Origin of the sequence: Clostridium sp. UBA7503 (assembly GCF_002477055.1) — a bacterium.
In the GTDB taxonomy this organism is placed as follows: domain Bacteria; phylum Bacillota; class Clostridia; order Clostridiales; family Clostridiaceae; genus Clostridium_J; species Clostridium_J sulfidigenes.
Window position 1 is genome coordinate 97,698 of sequence record NZ_DLNT01000017.1, and the last position, 18,862, is coordinate 116,559.

Below are 18,862 nucleotides of genomic sequence, written 5' to 3' on the forward strand. Positions count from 1 at the left end.
AGGAAACTAAGTAAAATTTTCATACTTAAAATAAATGATTTTCAATTTAAATTAGATGATTAAACTTATAATAGTTGAAATCATACTAATTAAGAAGTTTATTTATAGAAGACACATCCTTATCCCCTCGTCCTGAAAGATTTACTACTATTATTTCATTTTTCTGTAGAGTTTTTGCTAATTTAATAGTATAAGCAATGGCATGAGCACTTTCGATGGCTGGTATTATTCCCTCTAACTTTGATAAAAGCATAAATGCTTTTATAGCTTCATCATCTGTAATATATTTATAATTTGCTCTACCAATCTCACTTAAAAATGCATGTTCAGGTCCAACTCCTGGATAGTCAAGTCCAGGGGAAATAGAATAAGCTTCCTTAATATCTCCCATATCATTCTTTAATACAATGGTATTCATACCATGAATAATAGCCTCTTTTCCTTTTGTTATTGTAGCTGCATGCATTTCTGTTTCTACTCCATAACCCGCTGCCTCTACTCCAACAAGATTAACATCTTTATCTTCTAAGAAAGCTGTAAATATTCCAATGGCATTACTTCCTCCTCCAACACATGCAACTACATAATTGGGAAGTTTGTTTTCCTTTTCTAATATTTGTTTTCTAGCCTCTTCACCAATTATTTTCTGAAATTCCTTAACAATTTTTGGATAAGGATGAGGTCCCACCGCGGAACCAAGGACATAAAAAGTATCTGAAATATTATTTACCCATTTTTCTAAAGCTTCATTCACTGCATCATTTAATGTTTTAGTGCCACTAGTTGCTGGAGTAATTTTTGCTCCTAATATTTTCATTCTAAATACATTGAGCTCTTGTCTTTTTATATCTTCCTCCCCCATTACTATTTCACATTCCATTCCAAATTTTGCAGCTAAAGTAGCCGTAGCTACTCCATGCTGCCCAGCTCCCGTTTCTGCAATTACTTTATTTTTTCCCATTCTTTTAGCCAATAGAATTTGTCCTAAAACATTATTTATTTTATGTGCTCCTGTATGATTTAAATCTTCTCTTTTCAAATATACCTTAGAGCCTCCACAAAACTTTGTTAGGTTCTCTGCAAAATATAAGGGTGTTTCTCTGCCACTATAATCCTTTAAATAGTAATTATACTCCCTCATAAAGTCCTTATCTTCAATAGCTTTTTCAAAAGCTTCTTCTAACTCATTTAAAGCTTTTTTCACCTCATTTGAAACAAATGCTCCGCCATACTTACCAAAATATCCTTTCATGATAAAATCTCCTTCTCTCCAAAAATATTTCTATAATTTTCATTAAATATATTAAGCTTTACTTTTAATTCCTCGCACTTTCACTTCATACATACCACCACCTAAAACAATTCAAATACTTCCATACAACAATAAAAAGATAAAAAAACTCCGTCCTATAAAAATAGGACGGAGATACTTCCGTGGTGCCACCTAAATTGCTATTGATAAATACACTAATACAAATTTATCAATATGCCTCTTAATTTCAAGTACTTACATACTCTATCTACTGTAACGTGTAGCCTACGATATCAGGTACTTTCACCAATAATTTCCCCTTATTTCTCAAAGGTCCATTCATCTAATTCCTTCATGCTAGGATTCCACCATCCCCAACTCTCTTTATCAAAGCTAAATTAAACTACTCTTCCTTATCATCAAATTAAATTATATTTATTTTTACCATTGTATGTTTTTACTATTATATATTTTATAAAGTGGATATGTCAACACTATATTTAAAAGATTCTGTTGAAAATTACAGTGATAGAATATACGAGCTATGTTGATACACCTTTATATGATCTCATAAAACTATTTACTTAATTATATCAGTTATTAACATGAATTTTTAACATGATAGCATATTTTAACATAATATGGATATATTTCTTTGTGAGGTGTTATTTTATGAATTTTATTAAATTTACAACTAAATCAAACGTTACAACTTCAAAGCCTATAAGAAAAAAATTACTCTTTATTCTTTTTTTAAATATTAGTGATTTGCTTTTTACTTGGCTCTTTGTAGGTAAGTACAGTGGTATATTTTATGAGGCTAATGCTATTGCAAAAGGCATTGTGACTAATTTCCCTCTATGCTTCTTTTTAAAAATATCTATAGTATTATTAGTTATCCTTTACTGGAACTATAGGCTTAAAGGCGCAACCTTAAAAGGGCTTTTCATTTCAAATATCACTGCTAATTTAGTACTTATAATGTATATATTAATCAATGTTCTTCACCTATTTAATCTCTTAGTTTTATTATATACAAAAGGATTACTATCTTAAATGCACTTATAACTAATTATCCATTCCATCCTTAGTTGGTTTTTACCTGTAGCTTCATTAATTTATGATTAAACCTATTATTAATCTAATCTTATATGGCAATATCCATTAGGATTTTTCTTTAAATACTTTTGATGATATTCTTCCGCTTTATAATAATTTTCTAAAGTTTTTACTTCTGTAACCATTTTCTTTATATAGTTTTTCTGTATTTTTTCTATATTGTTTCGAATTATTTCTTCATCTAATTTATCAACATAATAAACTCCAGTTCTATATTGACTTCCTATATCATTTCCCTGTCTATTAGGTGCGGTTGGGTCTATTATTCCCCAAAATTTATTTAGTATTTCCTCTAAAGAAACTATACTTTCATCATAATCTATAACACATACTTCTGCAAAATTTGTATTCCCATAGCACACATCTTCGTAGGTAGGATTTGTTGTTCTACCATTAGCATATCCTACTTCTGTATTTGTTACACCGTGAATTCTAGAAAAAAACTCTTCTACACCCCAAAAGCATCCTCCCGCTAATACAATCTTTTTCATCTTTTTAACTCCTTTATATTTTTCTTTAATCTATATTTTATATTACCATTACATATGCCGTATATTATTATTAAAGTCTTCATATAGATTCAATATAGATTCTATATTTTCCTTTTTAACATTTTCATTTTTCCCATATACTATTAATACTTTATATCCTACCTGTATCACATATTTATTATTAATAGCTATAAATTTATTAATCTCATCATCATTGTATTGAAGATTTCTCATATATAGTTTTTGACATAAAAGAGTAGAATGGATAATCAAATCTCTTATTTCATGAATCTGCTTATTACTTTTCAAGAATTCCATACTATCTTCTATAAGCTTTTTATTCAACCTAGCAATTTTATCTATAAGTTGTTCCACTCCATCCTTTAGCCTATATTGGAAAACAACTCTATTGGCTATAACCACAATAATTACCCCTATAATCACATATACTATTCTATATAAAATCAATACATTTATATTTTCTGTGAAAGATGCTATACATATGGATGCTATAGCTGTAAATAATGATATTTTATAATATTCTTTAAAAGCATAAATTAAGTAAAGAGAAATAGTTAAAATTCCTAAAGTAACCATCCTAGAATCCACCAGATTAATGAATATTCCTGTAAATAAAATGCCTAATATATTTCCTATAACTCTCTCTCTAGCCTTTTTAATAGTATCTTCATAATAAGGTTGCATAATAGACATTATAGTTATTGCTGCCCATATTACTTTATAAAAACCTAAAAATTCTCCAATAAGTAGTGCTATAGTAAGGGTTATTGCCATTCTAATAGCAAATTTAAATCTTATAGTATTAGGTCTAAAATATTCTTTGAAGGTCACTCTGGTTTTATCTATGTCAGCTCTAGCCCACTCTTTATATACCTTATTAGAACCTGTTTTTTCTATGGAATTCAATTCCTTAATACTACCAAGAAGGTTTTCTAGTATTAGGGATATCTCTAAATGATATTCCTCACCTTTACTCCATTCTCTTATAAAGTCATTAGTAGATTCCTTTATAGTTTGAAACTCTAAATTATCTTTGCATAACTCTATTATAGCTTCTACTATTTCTTTTAACTTTTCTATATATTCCTTGGAAATACTTAGATTTTTAATACCTTCATACAGTTGAATCATATATAAATTAAAGTATTCTACATTAATAAATATTTGAAATTGAACCTTTCCTAAATTAGTGGTCAAATATCTTCTATGCCTTGTTACATATACTTTATAAGCAATATCTCTCATTATTTTAGAACATTTATCTTCTATGGTATGATCATACTCTTCCTTTAAGATATTTTTAAATTGATTATCTATTAAAATAAAAGCCTCTTGCATACTTTTTCCTAAAATGGATTTTTCATTTACTCTATTTATACAACTTGCTCCTACTACTATTAAAACTCCAAATATTACAGATAAAATTCTAAAGGGAAGTTCTCCTAATGATACCTGTGCATATTGAGTAAATACATATAGCATCATAAAGGGTTTATAAAAAGTTAAATCATAGGGCGATACTATAGTATACATTATAAGGAAGATAGCAAAAAAGTTTATAGGTATTCCCCAGAATATATTCATGGATGAAAAATATGCTGTTAAAACAATGATTAAATTAATAAGGATTATTTTAATTGCTTTATTAAAGGTCTTAACCTGAAAATTTTGTCTTCCCATAACCGTTGAAGTAAGGGCTATAGGAAAAGCAATCATTATATTCTTTACTCCAAATAATATACCTACTCCAAACAGAGTTATTACAGCTACAGAGCCATGCTTTATCATGGAATATGTATTTATGTTGAATTTCTTTACTAGTTTATTATACATGACACTAACATCCTTATTATAAATATTTATATACTTATTATTGGCTAATTTAATTTAGGTATTCCATATAATATTGTAATGATTTTAAAAAAGACATCCTAAAATTTAGGATGTCTTCTACGTAATAATTAATTTAAATATGTATCTTCCAGTGTTAAGCCCTAGAACTATAGCAGTTCTGAAAAATCCTATGGTAGCAATACCTGCAAGTATTCCTGTTAATAACCTTCTTATATTATTACTTGTCCAATAACCATAAAATTGACCAATACCGTCAATAGCTAATGGCATGATAAGTAAAATCTCAATTAAAAGATGAGGTTTTTCAGAAAATATAATATATATAATTCCAAATAAATATCCTATAAGTATTCCACTACATCTTGCACATAACGGAAACTGCTTTCCCTTATAAAAAAAAGATCTTTCAGGTATTCTATGACATAAAAACATATAGTGTAGTAATTTATCTATATATTTCATTTAATTTTAATAGTAATACATTGCATCTGATGCAAATCCTATAACAATACATATAATATAGAATACTATCCAAGCGACTAATCCACCTATCATCCAGTAACAAAGCGTTTTAGCTGACTTAGGTTTTTCATCTTTCCATAAAAAATATAAAATTATTCCTACTATCGGAAAACAACATGATGCAACACCTGCTAAATGAGATGGATTATCTACTGCTCCCGATTTAGCTTCCTTTACTCTTACTCCACACAATGGACATATTTCTGCATTATTGTCTATTTCTCTTCCACAATTTTTACAAAACATCATTTTTCCCCCCTAATGTCTAATATTGTTTCATTTTCTACATATTCTATTAATATTATATAAATTTTTTATTAATATTGCAACAAAAATTTCCAAGTTATAGTATATACTCAGGAAATATATTACTTCTTTTATGTCATTAAGTCAGTAACTTCATCTTCAGTAAGATACCTCCACATACCTTCTTCTATTCCTTCTATATTTATAGAACAAATTCTTATTCTTTTTAAATCTACCACATTATATCCTAATGCCTTACTCATTCTCCTAATTTGTCTATTTAGTCCTTGAGTTAATATAATTTTAAATGTACATTCATCTACTTTTATGATGCTACAAGGTCTAGTTTTTTCTCCTAATATATATACTCCTTCAGACATATTCATAAGAAAATTATCATCTATAGGTTTATCTGCTTTTACTTCATATTCCTTTTCGTGGTAATTATCTGAATTTAATATTTTATTCGCTAGTTCACCATCATTAGTCATGAGAATTAGTCCATGAGATTCTTTATCTAATCTTCCTACTGGAAATATATATTCTTCATAGTTTATAAAATCAATGATGTTATTTTCCACATCACTAGCTGCAGTGCATGTAACTCCCATGGGCTTATTAAAAGCTATGTAAATTTTCTTTTTAGCTATGATAGGCTTATCATCAATTAAAATTTCATCCTCTAGTTCTACCCACTGCCCAGGAATAGACAGTTCTCCATTTACTTTTACTCTTCCTTCTTCTATAAGCCTATTAGTCTCTTTTCTTGAGCAAATTCCAAGATTACTAAACAATTTATTAATCCTCATGTATTGTCCTTTCCTTTGTCCTACTAATATTTATTAAATACATTAACTTAAAAAATATGATTACCATATATCTCAACATAGTAATCATATTTAAAACAATTATATCATTTTATATTTATATTTTTCTAAAGTTTTTTAATGAAATATCAAAGGCTTTTACAGAATGCGTTAATTCTCCAGAGGAAATATAATCTACTCCTGTTTTGCCGTAGTCTGTAACAGTATCTAAGGTGATATTTCCTGAGCACTCTGTTAATGCTCTTCCATTAATTAGTTTAACCATATCCCTTGCTAAGTCTGGACTCATATTATCAAGCATAATTATATCGGCCCCTGCTTCTAGAGCCTCCAAAACCTGATCTTTAGTTTCAGTTTCAACTTCTATTTTTCTTACAAAAGAAGAACTCTTTTTAGCAAGCTCAATAGCTTCCTTTATACCACCTGCATATCCAATGTGATTATCTTTAATTAGTATTCCATCGGATAAGGAAAATCTATGATTTACTCCCCCTCCAATATTAACTGCATACTTTTCAAGAGCTCTTAAATTAGGTGTAGTTTTTCTAGTATCTAGTATTTTTGTATTAAGTCCCTCTAGCTTCTTTACATATTTGTTAGTTAAAGTAGCAATACCACTCATTCTTTGAAGTAAATTGAGGGCTATTCTTTCTCCTACTAATATATTGGCAGCATTTCCTGTTAATTTACTGATAACCATAGTATTCTTTACTAAATCTCCATCTTTAACAAACAGATTCACTTCAACTTCTCCTAAGATTTCAAATACCCTTTTAAAAATATCTAATCCACAAATTATCCCTTCCTCTTTAGCTATTAAATCAACTTCAGCCCTTTCTAGAGGAGAAACTATAGCTGATACAGTTACATCACCATAGGGACTATCTTCTTTTAAAGCCCTCTTAATAATATCATCAACAATTAAAAAGTTTAACATATTCACCATTTACCTTTCCCTTCAAATAACTAATAAACTTATACTTATATTCTTCATTTGCATTTTTAACATCACTTATAGCTTTAAGATTAATTCTTTCAACTAATTCTCCACTTAGTTTGTCATCACCTTCATCTACAAGCAAATTAATATGCTGTGCTGCTTTTCTACTGAAAACTAATCCCTCTAATAAAGAATTACTAGCTAGTCTATTGCTACCATGTACCCCAGTACAACTAACTTCTCCTATAGCATATAAATCTTTCATAGATGTTTTTGAATTCAAATCAACCTGAATTCCTCCCATACAATAATGATGAGCTGGAGCAATTGGTAATAAATCCTTCTCCATCCTATAACCACGTTTTAAACATTGCTCATAAATATATGGGAATCTATTTATTAAAAACTCCTTAGATTTATTAGTCATATCTAAAAAAACATAGGGTGTTTGTGGGGTCTTACATATTTCCTTTAAAATCTCTCTTGAAACTATATCCCTAGGTAGTAAAGGGTTTACAAATTTCTCTCCCAATGCATTTCTTATTACTCCCCCTTCTCCTCTAAGAGATTCTGATAGTAATAACTTTCGCCCTCTTACTTCTTCTTCATATAATGCGGTGGGATGAAGTTGAAGATAGGATATATCCTTCATAAGAATATTATTCTTTAATGCTATACTAAGTCCATCCCCTGTGATAGTTTCTATATTTGTTGTAGAATTAAAAATTCCCCCAATGCCACCAGTAGCTAATACTGTAGCCTTAGCATTTATAGTTATAATCTCATTTGAGTGTTCTATAATTCCACCTATACATCTATTTTTATATTGAATTATATCTAGTAATGTAGTGTCTTCCAATATAGTTATATTTTCCTTATTAGAAACATTATTTATTAGTTTTTCAATTACTTCCTTACCTGTTTCATCTTTGGAATGCACTATTCTAAACTTACTATGACCACCTTCTCTAGTATAGTTTAATTCATTAATATCCTTATCAAAATCTACTCCTAGACTCAATAATCTATTAATATTATCAGTAGAATTTTCAACTATCTGAGTAACAGCTTCCACTTTATTTTTATAATTGCCAGCTTTTAAAGTATCCTCTATAAAAGCCTCCTTATCTCCAATATCCCTTAGGGTTGAAATACCACCTTGAGCTAAATAACTGTTGCAATCTCTTAACTTATTTTTAGTTATCATTAAAACTCTAAGATTATCCTTCAAATTACAAGCAGTATAAAGGCCTGCAATACCTGTCCCTATAATTAATACATCATATTTTATATTCATTTTACTTATTAGATAGAAGATGCATATTTTCTAAAGATTTATGAGCTTTCAATCTTAGCTCCTCTTCAATATGCACTTCAAACTCCTCATTAATTAAACAATTATATAAATCCTTCATTGATATTTTTTTCATATTGGGACAAATCATTCCGGTTTCAATAGGGATAAAGGTTTTATTGGGACTTTTTTCTTTCATCTGATAAAGAACGCCTTCCTCTGTTACTACTATAAATCCATTAGTTCCATCTTGAACACTATAATCTATAAGTTCAGAAGTACTTCCTATAAAATCTCCCAAATCTCTTACTTTTTTAGAGCACTCTGGATGAACTAGCACCTTAAAATTTGGATGCCTATTCTTTAAAGTTAAAACCTCTTCCTCTTCAACTCTCTCATGAACTGGACAAAATCCATCATAAAGTATAAACTTCTTGTTCTGTATATTTTCTTGCAAATAACTACCTAGATTTCTATCTGGAAGGAATATTATTTCTTCTTCCTCTATGTTATTTAAAATTGCCTTAGCAGAGGATGATGTAACACAAACATCAGATAATGCTTTAATATCTCCATTTGAATTTATATATGTCACTACCTTTGCTTTAGGATTTCTTAATTTCATAGCTTTTAATTTATCTACTGTAGCCATATCTGCCATTGGACATGTAGTATCATTTACTGGAATTAATATTTTTTTATTAGGTGATAATATTTTGGCACTCTCAGCCATAAATTTTACTCCACAAAATACTATTATATCTTTAGAACTTTCCATAGCTTTCTTGCTTAAAAAATATGAGTCTCCTACTATGTCTGCAACTTCCTGTATTTCTGCTTTTTCATAAAGATGAGATAAAACTAAAGCATTCTTCTCTTTTTTTAGCTTTAATATGTCTTCTTTTAAACCCAAATTTTACACACCTCCGTCATATACTGTACATCTGTATATACACCTAGTATAACACCATCTTGGAGCTTGTCAATAATATGTGAAGTTATATTAGAAAATATTTAAATAAAATTAGAGCTCTTACTATCTTCCAACAAGTTGTGGCCAAATCTCACCCCATAGATTTTCCAAAATACCTCTAACATGATTTGCATGAGAATTTATTGTTATAACTGCATCTTCCTTTTCTAAAACTATACAGTATTGACCATACTTTCCATCAGCTCTATATGAATTATGTTCTCCTCGCCAAAATTGATATCCATAACCTTGTCCCCAATCCCCTCTATTATCTGTATCTATATGCTTTGAAGTAGCATCTTCAACCCACGCTTTTGATAATAACTGAGTTCCTTTCCAATTCCCTTTTTGTAAATATAATTGTCCAAATTTGCTTAGATCCGATATCTTTAATTCAAGTCCACCACCTCCAAAGTTATATCCCATAGGACATTTTTCCCAAATGGGCTTACTTATTCCTAGTGGCTTAAAAAGTCTAAGCATTAGATAATCCTCTAAAAGTTCTCCACTTACCTTTTGGACAATGACTCCAGCTAAATATGCTGCTGCATTATTGTAGATAAATTTATCCCCAGGCTTATATGGGAAATGTTGATTTAAACAATACTTCACCCAATTTTTTTCTAAAACCTCTCCCCTTGGCGTAGTTCCAAAGCTACAATCTGCCATTAAATATCCATTGCCATGACCTACTGCCATTTTTAAAAGGTCTTTAATTTTTAAGTTTATAAGATTATCTGATGGACATATTGGAGCATCTTGAAGAAAGAAATCTAATACCCTATTATCTAAAGATAAAAGTCCCTCATCCACTGCAATTCCAACTGCTGTAGACGTAAAGCTCTTAGTCACAGAATACTGAGGTCTTACTCTTTCTGGCTCCCTATGATATTCTCCTACTTTTTCTCCATGTTGGATTACTATAATACTAAATATATTAAAATCCCTCGTAGTTTCTATGTAATTTGTTAAATCTATTTTTCTCATAATTACTTTTCATCTCCTTAGTACTTCTTATATTAATTATTGTTAAATTTAAATAAAAGATAATTTCCTACCTTAGTTTATAATAAAAATATAATTTATATGAATTTATTATTCTCTTAATTTCACCACCTAGTTTTATTTTTGAATATGTTATATACTATTAATACATTTCTAATTGTTGTAAAAATATAAATATATTTGAAAATGAAACGGAGGAATAACTTTGAGTACTCAAATTATAATTGTTTTAGTTTTGAATTTTATAATTGCTATAATAGGAACATTAGCTTACTCTGTAAGACTTGTAGGTGTTAGAACAGGTAAAATAGCAATAACCTTTGCTGTATTTAATATATTATCTTTAGTATCAAGAACAGCCTTAACTTTTCAAGCCCCTCTACTAACAAAATTCGTTGAAAATAGTACAGGTGGAAGTGATGTATTAAACCTTTTTAAGTTAATTATAATAGTTTCTGGTATAGCTACTATAGTAGGCGCCTTTTTAATTCCTACTTTTCAAAGATTATTTTATAAAGGGGTTATCCGTTTTTCTGTTGATAAATCTATACCTAAGCTAATTATGCACAGTTTTTCAAAGGCAGGTGTCCATTATATGAGGGACTGTATTTCAATTCCAGTGAAAGAAAGTGTAACTAAAATTAATTTTAAAAAGTTACCTTTAAAAATAATAATTTATAATATAATTGCAGTTGCAATATTAACTGTAGGAGCCTTAGCACCAATTTATGCTGGTACCATAGTTCCTGAGTTAAGAGCAACTTGTATAACCCTATCCTCAGTAATAAATGGATTTGCTACAATTCTAATGTCTATTTTTATAGATCCACAACTATCCATTATGACTGATGATGTAATAGACGGTAAGTGTCCTGAAGAAGATTTTCGTAGCTGTGTTATTGCCATGATAGGAAGTAAAACTATTGGAACCTTCGCTGCTCTTCCACTGCTTATACCAGCTTCTTATATAATAGTATTAGTAGCTAAAGTTCTTTAATTTCTCAATGTAAAAATAGCTAGGCTTGTATGAATACAACCCTAGCTACTTTACATCTTTAGAGAATTTATTTTATTTTTTTGTACCATAAGATATAATTGTACATGGCGTTTGAATAATATATGCACTATCTTTATTACTCATAACATATTCACTTATTTTTGACTCACCATCTACGAATATTTTAGCTTCCTGCTCACTTAAACCTCTATCTATAAGAGCGTTTATATAGCCTACCTTCTCATTCTCTGATAGCTGTTTATTCCAATTCCAAGCAGCAGTAATTGCATCAAATTGTTTAGCATGTTCTTCTTTATTACCATGAGGATTAATAAATTTAACCCTATCATTCATTCGCACATCAACATTATGTAACCCTAACTCTTGCATAATTCCAGGAATTTTAACACCAACTCTATAATCTCTACCTCCATTTTCTAATTCTTTCTTATACATTTTTCGATGTAAATGTATAATTCCAAGTTCAGTGTAATCTAATCCACTAAAATATTGACCTGTCTTTTCTATTTCTAGGTCTGCTTCCATACAAACAACTAAACCACCACTTACAACTGATTGTATCATTTTATCAAGAATATTCTTTGTATTTGGAATATGTCTTAATACTGCTTGCGATATAGCTATATCATAATATTCAGTTGGTATATACTCATTCAAGTCTGCCTTTATAAATTTTGTTATATAGCCTGAATTTGCAAAAATGTCTTTTGCATCATCTAAGAGAGTATCACTAATATCAATACCTGTATATGTACTTCCTTTAGGTAATATGGGCAATAATAATAATCCAACATATCCAAAGCCACAACCAAAATCAATGATATTTACAGGCTTACTAATTTTCCAGACCTTCTCTATAAGGAATTCTATATAATCATCATTACACCATCCAGTACGTACGGCTTTTAAAAAATCCAATCTTCCATTCCAATATGACTCATTCATAATTTTACCTCCTTAATACCTTAATATAATAATGATAATGTCAACTATTCTTGCTACTCAATAAAATAACCAAATCTTCTCTTATAAATAAATTTTGCTCTATAAATTCAAATTAATTACTTAAATGGTAACATATTTTATTGTAATTATCTATAAATTAAAAATAAACTACTTCAAAATCTATTTATTTTGAAGTAGTTTACTATATTAATATAGTATAAAATTTAAACTTTTTATTAGTTTCCTTTAATCATTTTTTTACTACCAGAATAGGTTGCTAAGAAGTATCCACCATAAACTATTACTAATACCACCGATGCAACTACTATATGATCCACCATGCTTGCACCTCCAAATATAGCTACTATATCTGAAGCCAATTTTAATCCTACTATAGAGTGAACTATAGCTAAAGATAAGGGCATCATAAAGTAAATTGCTACTTGGGTTAATACAGAGTGATTTATCATAGATTCATCTACTCCAACTTTTCTTAGAAGATTATATCTTTCTGTATTATCTGCAGATTCTGATAACTGTTGAAGGGCTAGTACTGCTGCTGAAGTAATTAGGAATATGATTCCCATGTATATGGCAAGGTATGATGCTAAAGCTCCTAGCCCTGTAGACTGCTCCTTAATCTCTTCCTTAGTAATATATCTAGTATTTAAATCATCATTGCCACTATATTCTCTAATATTAACATCTAAAGCTTCTCTTATCTCACTACCATCCCCACTATAGTTTAAATTTAAATATCCCCTAGTGGGAGTTAGTCCCTCTACTATAGAATCCTCTACTAAAAATACACAAAAATTTTGCTTCATCATAGAAGAATAAGTTACTACCTCTAAAACATTACCATGATATGGTTTTAGTTTATTACCACCTACAGTAATTTCTTTTCCACTATCTACAGTTTCTTGTAAATTTTTAATCATATCACTTATATCTCCAAAGACCGCATATTCTCCAGCCTTAAGTTTTACTTCTTCTCTATTTAACATTTTCATTATTTTATTAAAATCCGATACCTTCATAACACTAATTGGTAAATTCTTAAATACAGGATAATAGTTATTTCCATCTTCTAAGCCTTTTTCACTTAAAAAATCTCTATAGCTAACTCCACTATCATATTCCTTATAGCTTACATAGTTATCTTCATATTTTGATATATCTACATTATATTTTTTTAACACAGTGTCTACATCTTCTCCTTCATTGTCCCAAAAACTCATATCGAATTGAGTTAAGTCCTCAATTTCAGTATTCATAGCTGTACTAATTCCAAGCCCTCCTGAAAGAGTACATATTGCTACAAATAACATTAAACATATAAAGGTCATAGATATAAAGGTAGTGTTAATTTTACTATTTATTTGTCTTAACACAAACATATTTAAATTTCTTAAATAAAACTTCTTACTACTTTGAACTACCTTGAGTAAGAATCCTGCAAGGGAAAAGAAAAATAGAAAAGTTCCTACAGCTCCAAGTGCAATGGCTATTAATATATTTTTATCAAAACTAGCTATTCCATTTTTAAGCACTATGTAATATCCACTGCCTATGGTTATTACACTAATTATAAATACAACTACAGAAGTCCATATGTTTTTTATTTTCATTTTTTCATTAAACTTAGCAGAAGTTAATAGATTTATTAGTTTTACTTTTCTTACTATAATGGAATTAAAAATAAGAATTATAAGGTATATAACACCGAAGCAAAGAATAGTTTTTATAAAAGCATCCATAGAAAATATAAACCTAAACCCTGTTAAATCCACTTTAAAAAGTTTTGCTGTAACTACAGATAGTCCTTGTGATAGAAATATTCCTAATATAAGACCTAATGCTAAAGAAATTACTCCTATCATCATAGTCTCTATAAATAATAAGGAGGATAATCTAGAGTTTTCCATACCTAAGGTCATATAAACTCCAAATTCCTTTTTTCTTCTTTTAATTAAGTAATTATTGGCATAGACTATCAAAAAACCTAATATAAAAGAAATAAATATTGATGCTACACCCATAATTTTACTTATTAAGTGAAACATATTTTTATGCATTTCACTAACTTCCATTAAAATGCTCTGAGCTTCAATGGAGTTAAAGGTGTAAAATATACATACCCCAAATACTAGAGTTAAGAAATATATAGTATAATCCTTAAAACTTCTTTTTAGATTCCTAGCAGCTAATTTAAAATACATCTCTTTGGTCACCTCCAAGCAGAGTTACCACTTCAATTATCTTATTAAAGAATTCCTTCCTTGAATCCTTTCCTCTAATTAACTCATTAAATATCTTACCATCCTTTATAAATAGAATTCTACTAGCATAGCTAGCTGTAAATGCGTCATGAGTTACCATCATAATAGTAGCTCCTAAATTAGTATTAAGCTCCTCTAAGCTTTCTAGTAACATTTTTGCAGATTTAGAATCTAAAGCACCTGTAGGCTCATCTGCAAGAACTAACGATGGATTTGTAATTATAGCTCTAGCTGATGCTACTCTTTGTTTTTGACCACCTGACATTTCATAGGGATATTTATTTAAGACTTCCTCTATATTTAAACTCTTAGCAACCTCTTCAACTCTTCTATTAATGTCTTTATGATTTACCTTTCCAATAGTTAATGCTAATGCAATATTTTCATAAGCAGTTAAGGTATCTAAAAGATTAAAGTCTTGAAATATAAAACCTAAATTTTCTCGTCTAAATCTAGCTAATCCCTTAGAATTTATTGAAGTTACATCCTTTCCTTCAATATGAATATGACCACTCGTTACCTTATCTATGGTGGATATACAGTTTAATAAAGTTGTTTTTCCACTACCGGAAGCACCCATTATTCCTATGAATTCTCCCTCTTCAACAGAGAAACTAATATTATTTATGGCCTTAGTTATATTACCATTACTTCCATAGTACTTTTCTATATTACTCACTTTTAATACTTCTTTTTTCATCTTCTTTCCTCCTGTTCTCTATACCTATATATTACATGTATAGAAAATATCCATCCATAGAAAAACCTAACAGAAAACTTACATTTTTGTTAGGTTAATCTTTTAATATGAACATTTTATTTATAGGAAACAAAATAGATACTGTAGTACCTTTATAAGCTTTAGACCTTATCTTTATACCAAGCCCTAATTTCTCGCAGAGATTTTTACAAAGATATAAGCCTATTCCTGTGGATTTTCCAAAGATTCTTCCATTTTCTCCGGTGTACCCTTTTTCAAATACTTTACCAATAGAGCTTTCGCCAATACCTATACCATTATCTTCTATGTTTAGAATAATGTCCTCTTCCTTTTCTATGCAGTATATTTTAATAGTGTCTTGTTTTTTATGCTCTTCACCTAATGAGTTTTCTCTACTACTCTTAGGGAATTTCATATATTTAATAGAATTTGATATAATCTGATTTAATATAAATTCTACCCATTTACTATCCGCATAAACGATTTTATCTACATTATCAATTTCAATTTTAATTCCATTTTCAATAAGAACTCTAGCATTCCTTTTTATTGTTGCATTAATACAGTTTTTAAGACTTATCTCTCTAACCATATAATCCTTCTCTATATTATTACTTCTAGTATAAAAAAGAGCTTGCTCTATATAATTTTCTACCTTATCTAAATCTTCCTCTATACTCTTTGTAATGGGAGATGGGTTATTTTCTATGGTTAATCTACTAGAGGCAATAGGTGTTTTAATTTCATGAACCCACAACTCTATATAATCTTTATATTCACTATTTTTAATGGTTAATGTAGATATTTCATCATTCATAGCCTTATCTGTCTCTTGAATTACTTCGTATAAAATTATTCCCTCTAAGAAGTTAGGCTCCTCTATAACTTCAGAAATAAAATATTTCTTATCTAGATTATTTAAGCCTTTCAAAAGATTATTATAAAATTTTCTTTTTGTAAAATAATCATATATATAAAATAAGGATGAGCCTATAAAATTCAGAACCTCCACAAAAAAAATGGCATAGATATCTACCTTTAATGCTTTTAACAATATCCCTGTAAATAGAAAAATTATTGCATTTATAATCAAAAAAACAATTTTTTCTTTTATATACTCTTTAAAACTCATTAAAATTTCCTTCCTTTAGTTTTAATTTTTCCTAATGTTTTAACCTAAAATATACCCCTGGCCTCTTTTCGTTTGTAAATAGCCAACAGCTCCTATTTCATCTAATTTTTTTCTTAGCCTATTTATGTTTACAGTTAAAGTATTATCATCTACAAACTCATCAGATTGCCATAGACATTTCATAATTTCATCTCTAGATACTATTTTTTCCTTACTTTTAATTAATGTATATAGAATTTTACTTTCATTTTTAGTTAATTCTTGTTTTTTATCATCAAACTCTATTTCACTAGTAGAAAGATTATATTTAAGTCCTCTACAAGGAAAAATCTCCATATCATTACTTCTATACGTTCTTCTAATAATTGATGCAATTCTAGCTAATAATATTTCAGTATTATATGGTTTAGTAATAAAATCATCAGCCCCTAGATTCATACTCATTAATTCATCCATATCACTATCTCTACTAGTTACAACAATAATAGGCACACTAGAAGTTTTTCTTATTTCTCTACAGATATAGTAGCCATCATAATAAGGTAAATTAATATCTAACAATACTAAATTAGGTTCTGCCTCTAAAGCCTCCTCTACTATGTTCTCAAAATTATCAGAGGTTATAATGTCATACCCATATCTATTTAAAAAAGTACTTAGCTCTCTTCTAATCTTTTCTTCATCTTCAATAATAAAAATCTTTTCTTTCATAAGTTAACCACCTCATCTATGATTATATGTATTTTGGTTTATTTTAACAAAATCTATTATGTTTTTTCAAAGAAAATTTTTATCTTATTCTAAGCTTTCCATACTCTCTTAATATCTATTATACTTTTTATATCATTAGTTTCAAATCTCAATAAATATACATCTGGATTACTTAAATTTTTCCAAAAATCAAAACCTGAAACCTTATCAAAGTACCTCATTATTAAAGAAAATAACTCTCCATGGGTTACTATTGCTACATTTTTCTCTTCCAACTTTAAAGTATCAGTTAAAGCTTCAATGGCCCTTTTAGTAGCTTCATTTGAAGATTCTCCTCCATGAAAGGTTATCTCCATATCTTCATAGGCTGCTAATAAATAAGGTGTGTAATCATCTACTACATAAGGTAGCAATAACTTTTCTCTTACTCTTTCATCAATATTTATTTCTAACCCTAAATGCTTTGCGAAGGGTGTTATTGTCTTTATAGCCCTTACATAGGGACTAGATACTATATAATTAATATTATACTTTAATAAATAGTCCTTTAATTCTAATGCTTGATCTATACCAACCTCTGTTAACTCTGCCTCAGCTGGCTGTCCATATGCCTTACAATGTCTAATTAAATAAATGTTCTTCATGCTATCTCTCCTATATTGTCATTTAAAATTACTTATTTTCATCTATTAAAATTTGAATTTGTCCTAAAGCTTTTTCCTCTTTGTCTATCCCGCATCTTGTCATTATATATATCTCATAAAAATCCCCATTAACTATTATATTATTTTTTTCAATATACTCAACTAACTTTCTGTAATATTTGCTTGTATCTTTATAATCGTCATCAAAGTTTATTGTAATATAATTTCCTGATTTTAGTATAATTACTTTTTTTTCATCTATGTCCATATTTTCATTTATACTTATCATTAAATTATTGTATGTTAACTTTTCTTGGCTTTTAAAATCTTCATAGGATGTTGGAAAAACTAACTCTTTATTAGTGGTTCCATATTTTTTTTCTATATATCCTAAGGCTTTAGATAGATTTATTTCAAATTCTTCTGTATATCTATGGGTATTACTATATTTTATAAATTTTCTCTCAGTACAATACTTTATAAAAGGCTCATTTATTCCCTCTTTTAATACTGTTTGAATTCTATCCTCTAAGAAACATATATTATTTTTTATGCTATCTAACTCTTTTATCTTTTCTTCTACTATTTCTTTTTGCTTTGTTATTATATCTAAAATAGAGTTAATAGATGTGTAATTATTTACCAATGCTTTTATTTCATCTAGAGATAACCCCATAGCTTTACATTGTTTTATCAAATCTAAAATTATAAAGTGTTTTACTGAGTAGTATCTATACTTACTCTTTTCATTTACATAGACCGGCTTTAACAATCCAATTTTGTCATAATGCCTCAATGTTTGTATAGAAATATTATGTAATTTAGATACTTCACCAATTGAAAATCTTGTATCCATATACTCTCA

At 28.7% G+C, this 18,862-nt stretch carries 19 protein-coding genes and 1 other annotated feature; of the genes, 2 read left to right on the forward strand and 17 right to left on the reverse strand.

Annotated features, from left to right (window positions below):
• Positions 1 to 85: 85 nt before the first annotated feature.
• Positions 86 to 1,252, reverse strand: a complete 1,167-nt coding sequence (gene trpB, locus B3630_RS04430; protein WP_346895858.1) for a tryptophan synthase subunit beta — start codon at positions 1,250 to 1,252, stop codon at positions 86 to 88.
• A gap of 161 nt (positions 1,253 to 1,413) precedes the next feature.
• Positions 1,414 to 1,681: a binding site (T-box leader), on the reverse strand.
• A gap of 243 nt (positions 1,682 to 1,924) precedes the next feature.
• On the opposite strand from trpB, the gene B3630_RS04435 reads away from it, so the two are divergent.
• Positions 1,925 to 2,308, forward strand: a complete 384-nt coding sequence (locus tag B3630_RS04435; protein ID WP_346895860.1) for a DUF5658 family protein — start codon at positions 1,925 to 1,927, stop codon at positions 2,306 to 2,308.
• An 80-nt stretch (positions 2,309 to 2,388) separates the two neighbouring features.
• On the opposite strand, the gene msrA is transcribed toward B3630_RS04435, so the two are convergent.
• From msrA to B3630_RS04480, 9 genes are all read right to left on the reverse strand, one after another.
• Positions 2,389 to 2,862, reverse strand: a complete 474-nt coding sequence (msrA, locus tag B3630_RS04440) for a peptide-methionine (S)-S-oxide reductase MsrA (RefSeq protein WP_346895862.1) — start codon at positions 2,860 to 2,862, stop codon at positions 2,389 to 2,391.
• Between the two features lie 48 nt (positions 2,863 to 2,910).
• Positions 2,911 to 4,716: an FUSC family protein gene (locus tag B3630_RS04445; RefSeq protein WP_346895864.1), complete on the reverse strand. Its 1,806-nt coding sequence runs from the start codon at positions 4,714 to 4,716 to the stop codon at positions 2,911 to 2,913.
• Between the two features lie 117 nt (positions 4,717 to 4,833).
• Entirely contained in the window at positions 4,834 to 5,169 is a 336-nt protein-coding gene (locus tag B3630_RS04450; RefSeq protein WP_346895866.1) for a DUF2085 domain-containing protein, read from the reverse strand.
• A 36-nt stretch (positions 5,170 to 5,205) separates the two neighbouring features.
• On the reverse strand, positions 5,206 to 5,508 hold the full coding sequence (locus B3630_RS04455; RefSeq protein WP_346895868.1) for a zinc-ribbon domain-containing protein: 303 nt from the start codon (positions 5,506 to 5,508) through the stop codon (positions 5,206 to 5,208).
• A 128-nt stretch (positions 5,509 to 5,636) separates the two neighbouring features.
• The gene (locus tag B3630_RS04460; RefSeq protein ID WP_346895870.1) at positions 5,637 to 6,314 is read right to left on the reverse strand and encodes a pseudouridine synthase; all 678 of its coding nucleotides are present in this window, start codon (positions 6,312 to 6,314) and stop codon (positions 5,637 to 5,639) included.
• Between the two features lie 115 nt (positions 6,315 to 6,429).
• The gene (gene nadC / locus B3630_RS04465; protein ID WP_346895966.1) at positions 6,430 to 7,269 is read right to left on the reverse strand and encodes a carboxylating nicotinate-nucleotide diphosphorylase; all 840 of its coding nucleotides are present in this window, start codon (positions 7,267 to 7,269) and stop codon (positions 6,430 to 6,432) included.
• A complete protein-coding gene (locus B3630_RS04470; RefSeq protein ID WP_346895872.1) occupies positions 7,247 to 8,569 on the reverse strand; it encodes an L-aspartate oxidase in 1,323 nt (440 codons plus the stop codon). Before B3630_RS04470 ends, nadC begins: the two co-directional genes overlap by 23 nt.
• Before the next feature lies 1 nt (position 8,570).
• Positions 8,571 to 9,479, reverse strand: coding sequence for a quinolinate synthase NadA (gene nadA / locus B3630_RS04475; protein ID WP_346895874.1), 909 nt, complete (start codon positions 9,477 to 9,479; stop codon positions 8,571 to 8,573).
• 123 nt (positions 9,480 to 9,602) lie between these two features.
• Positions 9,603 to 10,526: a serine hydrolase gene (locus tag B3630_RS04480; RefSeq protein WP_346895876.1), complete on the reverse strand. Its 924-nt coding sequence runs from the start codon at positions 10,524 to 10,526 to the stop codon at positions 9,603 to 9,605.
• Positions 10,527 to 10,749: 223 nt separating this feature from the next.
• Here B3630_RS04480 and B3630_RS04485 point away from each other — a divergent pair, with 223 nt between their 5' ends.
• Positions 10,750 to 11,541: a lipid II flippase Amj family protein gene (locus tag B3630_RS04485; protein WP_346895878.1), complete on the forward strand. Its 792-nt coding sequence runs from the start codon at positions 10,750 to 10,752 to the stop codon at positions 11,539 to 11,541.
• A gap of 72 nt (positions 11,542 to 11,613) precedes the next feature.
• Here the strand turns inward: B3630_RS04485 and B3630_RS04490 are convergent, their stop codons facing one another.
• The 7 genes from B3630_RS04490 to B3630_RS04520 form a co-directional block, all read right to left on the reverse strand.
• On the reverse strand, positions 11,614 to 12,507 hold the full coding sequence (locus B3630_RS04490) for a class I SAM-dependent methyltransferase (protein ID WP_346895880.1): 894 nt from the start codon (positions 12,505 to 12,507) through the stop codon (positions 11,614 to 11,616).
• A 236-nt stretch (positions 12,508 to 12,743) separates the two neighbouring features.
• The gene (locus B3630_RS04495) at positions 12,744 to 14,729 is read right to left on the reverse strand and encodes an ABC transporter permease (protein WP_346895882.1); all 1,986 of its coding nucleotides are present in this window, start codon (positions 14,727 to 14,729) and stop codon (positions 12,744 to 12,746) included.
• Positions 14,719 to 15,489, reverse strand: coding sequence for an ABC transporter ATP-binding protein (locus B3630_RS04500; protein ID WP_346895884.1), 771 nt, complete (start codon positions 15,487 to 15,489; stop codon positions 14,719 to 14,721). The genes B3630_RS04495 and B3630_RS04500 overlap by 11 nt, the downstream gene beginning before the upstream one ends.
• Before the next feature lie 94 nt (positions 15,490 to 15,583).
• Complete coding sequence (locus B3630_RS04505; protein WP_346895886.1) at positions 15,584 to 16,642, reverse strand: sensor histidine kinase; 1,059 nt, start codon at positions 16,640 to 16,642, stop codon at positions 15,584 to 15,586.
• A gap of 39 nt (positions 16,643 to 16,681) precedes the next feature.
• Positions 16,682 to 17,353: a response regulator transcription factor gene (locus B3630_RS04510; RefSeq protein ID WP_346895888.1), complete on the reverse strand. Its 672-nt coding sequence runs from the start codon at positions 17,351 to 17,353 to the stop codon at positions 16,682 to 16,684.
• Positions 17,354 to 17,442: 89 nt separating this feature from the next.
• Entirely contained in the window at positions 17,443 to 17,997 is a 555-nt protein-coding gene (locus B3630_RS04515) for a histidine phosphatase family protein (protein ID WP_346895890.1), read from the reverse strand.
• Positions 17,998 to 18,025: 28 nt separating this feature from the next.
• A complete protein-coding gene (locus B3630_RS04520) occupies positions 18,026 to 18,853 on the reverse strand; it encodes a MerR family transcriptional regulator (RefSeq protein WP_346895892.1) in 828 nt (275 codons plus the stop codon).
• Positions 18,854 to 18,862: the final 9 nt, after the last annotated feature.